Source organism: uncultured Anaerococcus sp. (genome assembly GCF_963510915.1).
In the GTDB taxonomy this organism is placed as follows: Bacteria; Bacillota; Clostridia; order Tissierellales; family Peptoniphilaceae; genus Anaerococcus.
The window spans coordinates 1-8758 of sequence record NZ_CAUPHG010000073.1; the positions used below are offsets into that span (position 1 = coordinate 1).

The 8758-nt window shown below is 35.0% G+C and carries 8 protein-coding genes and 1 tRNA gene; 1 reads left to right on the forward strand and 8 read right to left on the reverse strand.

Annotation, left to right across the window (positions count from 1 at the left end):
• From rsxC to RQ893_RS06845, 8 genes are all read right to left on the reverse strand, one after another.
• Positions 1-1144, reverse strand: a 1144-nt coding sequence (rsxC, locus tag RQ893_RS06810; protein ID WP_311482299.1) for an electron transport complex subunit RsxC, incomplete at its 3' end; no start/stop codon positions are given.
• 72 nt (positions 1145-1216) lie between these two features.
• On the reverse strand, positions 1217-1873 hold the full coding sequence (locus RQ893_RS06815) for a lytic transglycosylase domain-containing protein (protein ID WP_311482300.1): 657 nt from the start codon (positions 1871-1873) through the stop codon (positions 1217-1219).
• Positions 1860-2462 carry a dephospho-CoA kinase gene (gene coaE / locus RQ893_RS06820; protein WP_311482301.1) on the reverse strand — a complete coding sequence of 201 codons (603 nt, stop codon included), beginning with the start codon at positions 2460-2462 and terminating at the stop codon, positions 1860-1862. The genes RQ893_RS06815 and coaE overlap by 14 nt, the downstream gene beginning before the upstream one ends.
• Entirely contained in the window at positions 2449-5082 is a 2634-nt protein-coding gene (polA, locus tag RQ893_RS06825; protein WP_311482302.1) for a DNA polymerase I, read from the reverse strand. Before polA ends, coaE begins: the two co-directional genes overlap by 14 nt.
• Before the next feature lie 123 nt (positions 5083-5205).
• Positions 5206-5427, reverse strand: a complete 222-nt coding sequence (locus RQ893_RS06830; protein WP_311482303.1) for a hypothetical protein — start codon at positions 5425-5427, stop codon at positions 5206-5208.
• Positions 5428-6049: 622 nt separating this feature from the next.
• A tRNA-Leu gene (locus RQ893_RS06835) sits at positions 6050-6136 on the reverse strand.
• A 31-nt stretch (positions 6137-6167) separates the two neighbouring features.
• A complete protein-coding gene (locus RQ893_RS06840) occupies positions 6168-6725 on the reverse strand; it encodes a phosphatase PAP2 family protein (RefSeq protein WP_311482304.1) in 558 nt (185 codons plus the stop codon).
• Positions 6725-8035, reverse strand: coding sequence for a CapA family protein (locus tag RQ893_RS06845; RefSeq protein ID WP_311482305.1), 1311 nt, complete (start codon positions 8033-8035; stop codon positions 6725-6727). Before RQ893_RS06845 ends, RQ893_RS06840 begins: the two co-directional genes overlap by 1 nt.
• A gap of 112 nt (positions 8036-8147) precedes the next feature.
• On the opposite strand from RQ893_RS06845, the gene RQ893_RS06850 reads away from it, so the two are divergent.
• The gene (locus RQ893_RS06850; protein ID WP_311482306.1) at positions 8148-8567 is read left to right on the forward strand and encodes a PaaI family thioesterase; all 420 of its coding nucleotides are present in this window, start codon (positions 8148-8150) and stop codon (positions 8565-8567) included.
• Positions 8568-8758: the final 191 nt, after the last annotated feature.

Here is an 8758-nt window from a genome sequence, read left to right on the forward strand (position 1 = left end):
GACATACGCTTACACACCTTCCGCATCTGATACATGGTGTTGGATCTTCTATGAAGGCATCCTTGCTATCAAATACTAGGATACAGTTTGTAGCTTTTTCTACTGGTTTATTTAGGTCAGGTTGGGCTATACCACACATAGGTCCGCCGTTTATAACCTTGGCGATTTCTTCTGCACCGCCAGCTTCTTCGATAAGATCGTTAAAGCTTGTGCCGATTCTTACACGCATATTTTGTGGATTTTTAACAGTTCTACCTGTTACTGTAAGAATTCTTTCATAAAGTGGTTTTCCCATGAAAAGTGCTTCATAAATAGCATTTACAGTTGAAACGTTAGATACAACTGCTCCTACGTCCATTGGAAGACCACCTGATGGGACTTCTCTTTTGAGGATCGCATTTATAAGTCTTTTTTCATCACCTTGTGGGTATTTGGTTTCAAGGCTTACAACTTTGATTGTGCCGTCAAATTTATTTGAATTAGCAAATTCTGCTAGGGCTTGGGTCATAGTTTTATAAGCCTCTGGCTTATTATTTTCTATAGCAATTACGCCGTCTTTAGCATTTACAGCCTTCATTACTTGGATGAGTCCTTTTATTATATGTAAAGGATAATTTTTCATTATGTAGTCATCACAAGTTATGTAAGGTTCACATTCTGCCCCGTTTACTATTACAGTATCGATTGGTTTATTTGGTGAATATTTGATGTGAGCTGGGAAAGCTGCACCACCCATACCAACGATTCCTGCTTCTTTTACCTTGGCTACAATTTCTTCTGGGCTTAAGTTTACGTTTTCAAGCTCAGTATATTGAACTTCTTGGTCGAAACCTTCTGTATCGATTACAACTGCCTTACAGTTTTTGCCTGAGGCACTTTGAATATCGATTACATCTTTTACAACTCCTGCAACTGAGGAGTGGATATTTGCTGAGAAGTTACCTACTGCTGATCCTAAAAGATCTCCTACAGCAACTTCATCATTCTTCTTAACATTACATTTGCTTGGCGCACCTATGTGTTGGGTAAGTGGAATGGTTACAAGCTTTGGAATAGCTGCAGTATGGAGACTGCTGTTTTCAGAAAGCTCTTTATATTCTTCCATCTTAACACCATGGGCAAATGTCACAGTATTAGCTGCCATAAATTTCTCCTTCTTAAAAAATTTCTTCCCGATACTTATATTATAAATTATATCGGGAAATTTCTCAATGGTTTATCTCAAATTTGCTATAATATCTTCGATAAATACCATAAAATTATCGAAAGCCAACTGTTTTAAATCAGCCATTCTCTTTTCACTTGGTAGGCCTTTTTTATAAAATTTTTTATAAACATCATAATTTGCATCAATTTTTGTTACATATTGCCTAGTTTCTTCAAAAGGAATTTTTGAAACATCAGGATTTTCAGGGTCTAAAACACCTTCTTTTATCCATTTATCAACATTTCCTACACCGCCATTATAGGCTGCAAGGGCCAAATCCCTATTGTTGTAGTACCTATATAGATAATCATAATAGGCAACACCTAAGTCTAGGTTATATTCAACATCAGATAATTTATCAGGATAAAATTCCTTATTAGTTAATTCTGCAGCATGGGATGCGGTTTCATCTAATAATTGCATTAAACCTTGAGCTCCTTGGTGACTTTTAGCGTCTTTATCGAAGTCTGATTCCACTTTGATAATAGATGCTGTAAGCAATGGATCTACATTATACTTTTCAGAGGATTTGTAGATTTCATCTTGGTAACTTATCCTTGTTCTTGATGTTTGATAAGCTATTGTTGCATAACAAACCACAAATAAAATCAGGATGGCTAGGAAGATAAAACCTATTAATTTACCAAACCATTTAATTACTTTCATAAATCTTCTCCTTTCTTAAAATTTTTTCTACATTTTCCTTTAAGTCTTCAAGACTGGTATTATTATTTATGACAATTTCTCTTCCATCCCTAGGTCCCATAAGAGCTTCTTGGTTTCTGATTTTTGACTCTGCATAAAAATCGCCAATTTCATCTCTTTGGGCAAGCCTTTGAGCTTGGATGTTTTTGTCAGTTTCAACAAAGAAAACTAGGTCAGCAGGAAATCTCACTGTCATTTGATAAAAAAGTGGTATTTCAATAAAAATATTTTTTTCATCTGACATTTCTATTTCCCTTTCTATTTCCCTCACAATTATCGGATGGGTTATAGAATTGAGCCTTTTCATAAGGTCAGGGGCAGAAAATATCATTTTTGCCAGATGTTTTTTATCTAGGATATTACCATCAAAGGCCTTCCTAAAGAAGGGGTCGACCTTGATTGCCTCGTAATTTTCCCCACCCTCTTCTAATAGTTTTTTATTAACTTCATCTGCACTTATAACCTTAAAACCAAGTTCTTTAACAATCTCGCTTACTGCCGACTTTCCAGAACCGATTGTGCCTGTAATTACAATTTTATTTGGACTCATACATACTTTCTCCAAAACCAATATCAACCAATAAGTCTACCTTGAGGTCTGCTGCACCTTCCATACAGTCCTTTAGGATTTCACCTGCCCTCTCCATGTCAGTCTCACTTGATTCTATGATTATTTCATCATGGATTTGAAGGATGATTTTGGCATCTAGACCTTCTTCCTTGAGTTTATTGAAGGTTTTTATCATAGCTATCTTGATTATATCAGCTGCTGTTCCTTGGATCGGTGTATTTAGGGCAATCCTCTCGCCAAAACTTCTGACATTAAAATTCCTCGAAGATATTTCTGGTACATACCTACGTCTTTTAAATAAAGTTTCTATATAGCCTTGGTCTTTGGCAAGTTTTACCACATTGTCCATGTATTCCTTGATTTGTGGGTAGGATTTTTTATACTTATCTATATATTCCTTAGCCCTTGCTCTTGGAATATTTAGGTTTTGCGATAGGCCATAGTCACTTATACCATAGATTATACCGAAATTTACAGCTTTAGCTTCTGATCTTTGGAGCTTTGTAACCTCGTTTAATGGGGTATGGAAAACCTCAGAAGCTGTTTGGGTGTGGATATCTATGCCATGGTTAAAGGCATCTTGCATATTTTTATCATCTGACAAGCTTGCTAAGATTCTTAATTCAATTTGTGAATAGTCGGCGTCGATTAAAACCTTGCCCTCGCCTGCCTTAAAGGCTTTTCTAATGGCCCTACCTTCGTCAGTTTTGATTGGTAGATTTTGTAGGTTTGGTTCTTGGCTTGATAGCCTTCCAGTTGAAGCAATATTTTGCCTAAAGGTTGACCTAATCCTACCGTCTTCGTCGATGGCATTTTCAAGACCTTCTATATAGGTAGAACGAAGTTTGTATGTTTCCCTATATCTTTCAATTTTTTCTATAATAGGATGTTTATCCCTCAATTTATCCAGAACACTCGCATCTGTAGAAAAACCTGTTTTTGTTTTCTTTATAACAGGTAATTCCAAATCCTTAAACAAAACTTCTCCCAATTGCTTAGTGGAATTTATATTAAATTCGCTACCAGCCATATCATAAATATCTTTGGTAAGTTCCTCAATTTGCTTATCAAGGTCTGCCTTAATATCCTCAAGGATTTTCCTATCAGTGCCAAAGCCAATTATTTCCATAGAAGCGAGGACTTTTGCAAGTTTTTTCTCTATATTTTCATAGAGATCAACCATTTCATACTCAGCTAGGTTTTTAAAGACAGGATCCTTAGCATCTTCTATAGCATTTACCTTAGATGCCAAAAGTAGGGCTAAGTCGTCTTGGTTGACGTCCTCGTATTTCTTAGTCTTAGCTCCCTTTCCAATCAATGATTCGTCATTATCTAGTTCATAGGTCAAATAAGACTGGCTTAGGAGTTTTAAATCATAAGAGGACCTGGATGGGTCAATTAGATAGTGCATGAGCATAAGGTCATCATATGGACCTATTAGGTCAATGCCAAGCTTATCCAAAAGCACCATCTCTTCTTTGATATCAAAAGACACTTTATTTATTGATTCATCTTCAAAAACTTCTTTTAAATCTTTTATTTTTTCTGGTTCAACTATATAAACATCAGTTTCCTTAGTCTTTATTGCAAATCTATAGATTTCAGAATGGATATAATTTTCCCCATCATAAACTGATTTAAAAAATATTTCCTTTGTTTTTTTGCTAGAATCAATAAGATTTTTCAAATCCTTGCTAGCCTTGTAAGAAAATTCCTTGCTTAAAGTATCAGCTATTTCACCGTCAAGTTCTTCTAAAAATTTATTGAAATTGAGTTTAGAAAATTTCTCTCTTAGGCCTTCTATATCTGGCTTATCTAAGGCTAGGTCATCGTATTCAAATTCTACCGGTGCGTTGGTTACAATAGTACCTATTTTTTTTGACATATAGGCGACAGCTTCGCCACTTTCTAGACTTTCCTTGGTTTTTTTGCCAGAAATATCATCAAGATTGTCATAAAGATTTTGAATTGATCCATATTTTCTGATAAAATCTAGGGCACGCTTTTCGCCAATCCCGTCAACTCCAGGAATATTATCCGACTTATCACCCATAAGACCCTTAACATCAATAAGCTGCTTAGGAGTAATGCCGTACTCTTCCTTGATTTTATCAACTGTGTATTCAACTGTATCTGACACACCTTTTTTGGTCAAATAAACCAAAATGTCATCATCCACAAGCTGGAGATAGTCCCTATCACCTGTGATAAGAACTGCCCTATCACCTGCTTCCTTAGCCATTCTGGCATAGGTACCAACTATATCATCAGCCTCAAACCCATCGAGGTCAGTGTACTTAACCCCCATAGAATCTAGGACATCTTTTAAAATTCCAAACTGGTAGGAAAGCTCATTTGGAGTCTTATCCCTATTGGCCTTATAGTCTTTGTACTCGTCATTCCTAAAGGTCTTAGACGACCTATCAAAGGCCACGAGGACATAGTCTGGTTTATATTTGTCAAAGGCGTTCCTATACATAGTCAAAAATCCATAGACACCATTTGTCATAACCCCGTCATTGTTGGAAAGGTTTGGTAAGGCAAAAAAAGCCCTAAAAATCAAACTCGACCCATCAATCAACATAACAGTTTTTTTCATTATATCTCCTTAACTATAAAAATAGTTTAAAACTCTTATCTACCTTATAGTATAACTTATATTGGAAAATTTTTAAAGAAAAAAGGAAACATCTTTCAATGCTTCCTTAAAAAATATATTTTATTACTTATCACTGTACTTTTTCTCAACCTTTTTCATGTTATCAAGGTCTACCCATTCTTCTGAAAAACCACACTCAGTGCAAAGATATCTATCAACTGGCACAGCAGAAAGTATGCTCGCACCAATAGGTATATTATTACCAGAGCCATAAGCTCCAGCCTTGCCAGGGATTTTAATTATCTCACTAGAGCCGCATTTAGGACATTTTTTAGTATTTTTCATAAATACCTCCTTAGTAAATAATACTGGAAGTAATTTCAAATTCAAAATATAAAGGAGAATATGATTGAATAAAATAAGACAGCAAGTATAATGATTTTGAGTAAAAGGAAATCAGATTCATACGAATCACAAAAAAAGACGAGAGGCAACTCGTCTTTTTTGTTTTGGGTTAGTTATCACTATTAATGTATCCGTCTAACCACTTGATGACATAATGAGTAGTTACGCCAACCGCAACGGACACTAAAAAGGAAATCAGTTCTTTCATACAAATCACCTCCTAACTGCTATCAGTATAGGAGTGATAACAAGTTTATTATAACATATTAAAAATCTTTATAGAAATTTAATTCACAAACATAAAAGCAGACTTTTATACATATTAAAGCAGACTTTGAAGGGGTCATAAAGCAGGCTTTGTGAGGAGTACCAAAGCAGACTTTAAAGATAATAATATAAAGTTAATAGGTACCTCACACAAATTATTTATTATTATCTTGTCAATTAGTAAATTCTCCGTTGGTAACTTGCTGGTAACAATAAATTTAATTTTTCCACTAATATTTTACAAAGTCTTAATTTTCCCATAAAAAAAGCGCTGGATATTCCAACGCTTTTTCTTTGGTGCCGGTGGTGGGACTCGAACCCACACGCCCCGGAGGACAACAGATTTTGAGTCTATCTCGTCTGCCAGTTCCGACACACCGGCATAAATGCTTACCAAATTATTATATCACAATTTATGCCCAGTGTAAATTATATTTTGCTTTTATTTGCCTATATTTTTGAGAATTATATATTTTTATTGACAAAATTCCGATTAGAATCCCAAAAACAGCGCCTGCTAGGACGTCTGTTGGAAAGTGCACATATAAGTATAACCTTGAAAAAGCCATCAATACTGCCAAGACGTCTGTAAATATTTTTAGGGCCTTGTTTTTATTTAGCAAGGTCACTATTGTTGCGAAGGTAAAAGCGTAGGAAGTGTGGCCTGATGGAAAGGAATTGTCTGATAATTTATGAACCAAAAGGCCAGTGAAATTTGCCACATCATAGGGTCTTGGCCTAGCTACCAGATTTTTTACTAAAATATTTACAAGCAAGATATTTAGGATGAAGGCTATAATCATAATTTTGCCCTGGTTTTTAAGTTCTTTTGCTGATAAAAATATAAAGATAAAGGCTATCCATATTAGAGATAAATTTCCCGCAGCTGATATTGTTACCATAAACTTATCTATGGGTGTTGATCTCATGCCTTGGATGGCGTTTAGGATATTTAATTCAAAATTTACCATCACTCTACTCCTGTGTTTGCAATATCAAGGGTCATATCATGGGCCTGTTTGATTCTTTCTCTTTGGTTTTCATTTACCAAGTTATAGTATTTGCCGCCTTCCAAAAAGTCCTCTGTGAGGTGGTTTTTTACGGAAATACCGTTGTCATCGTAATAGGTTCCTACCCATATTGGGTGTGATTTGACGTCTGCAATTTTTTTCTTGCCACTTGTTAGGTCTTTTTCTAAATCAATTTCAAGAGCTAGGGATTGCTCAACCCTAATGTCATTATTATTTTCAAAATTTTGACATGAAATAAAGTTGCCAAGAGCATAGGCGATTAGGCCAGCTCTCCCATCTTTTGCTTGGTAAACTTCAACTGGTTCTACAACGTGTGGGTGGTTGCCTATTACAAGGTCTGCTCCCCAATCTATCATCTCTCTTCCAAGCCTAATTTGCTCCTGACTTGGCATTGACTGATACTCAATTCCCCAATGAGGATAAACAATAATAAAGTCTGCTCCATGAGATTTGGCAGTACTTATATCTTTTTTTATTTTGTCTTCATCTGACAAATAGCAAAGATTTTCAACTTCTTCCCTTGGCACAATCAAATCTTCCCTGCCATTGCAACCGTAGGTGTAGGCCAAAAATGCAAGTTTAATGCCGTTTACTTCCTTAAATAAAATCCTATCGGACTTGTCTTTAAAAGAACCTACATAATCAAGGCCAGCTTCTTTAACAGCATCCATAGTTGAAAAAACTCCTTCTAGCTCAGTATCACAAGAATGGTTGTTGGCAGTAGTAACTATATCAAAACCAATTTCCTTTAAGGTTTTAAGATAGGCTGGAGGAGCATTGAAACGTGGAAAACCTGCATATGGCAAATTAGGATTAGTTGTTGTTTCGTAATTACCAATTGCTATATCAGAATCTTTTACAAAATCTTTAAGATAAGTAAATTGGTCTGAAAAGTCATATTCTCCACCACCCTTATTATAGGCATATTGAATTTGATCCATATGGGCCATAATATCGCCAAAGGCCTTGAGTTTTACCTTTTCAATCTTTACTTTACTCTTAGTTTTATCAACTAATTCACCCTTTCCTTCTTTCTTATCCTCACTAAGCTCTTTGTTTGTATTTTTTTCCTTATCATTGTTCTTAGAATTTTTTTCTTCTTCTAAAGCTTTTTGCTTGTTATCAATTCTAGAAATTAAGTCACTTACGCTTTCAATTGAATTATCTTCTGTATCTTTTTTATTTGAACAAGCTGCTAGGCCAACGACCATCGCAAGGCTTAATAAAATCCATAGGTATCTCTTCTTCATAAAAACTCCTTACTAATACATTTTATACTATTTGAAAAAATTATTCATCTTTTCTTTGCCAAATATGAAAGATTTTTTAAAAAATATATAATCATACAATAAAGGAGTTTTTATGAGTTTTAATGATCAATTTGATATAGAAATAAGAGAAATAGACCAAGATAATTTAATTTTAAGGTGCAGGATGAAAGAAGAATTTCTCAACGAATTAAATACCGTCCACGGTGGAGTTTTGATGACCCTTGCCGATGATGCATCTGGTTTCATAGCTTCTGCAAAGATACTAACCGCCCCTACCCTATCAATGACTACTAATTTTTTAAGGCCACTAATGGCTACAAAATATATCTACGCCAAGGCCAAGGTTATTAAAAGAGGATCAAGGATAATCACTGTAGACTGCGAAGTTTATGGAGATGACAAGATAATCTGCGCTGTTACTAGGGCTGAATTTGCTATTATTGACAAAAAAATATCACCCTCTGCAGGGGCTGAGTTTGCCTATACAAAGGGTAAATACAAAACTTTTTAATTTTGTTGTGTATTTTGATTATATAAAAAATTGTCTAAGGGGCTTACTTCATATTAAATCTTAGTGCAAAAATGCCTGGACAAGTTTGTAATTGCATAATTGACCAACCACCCGTTGTTAAGAAAAACTTTTCTTTGTGACCTGAACCCGTAAACACGGAATAATTTAATAATATTTTAAGCGGAATGTAA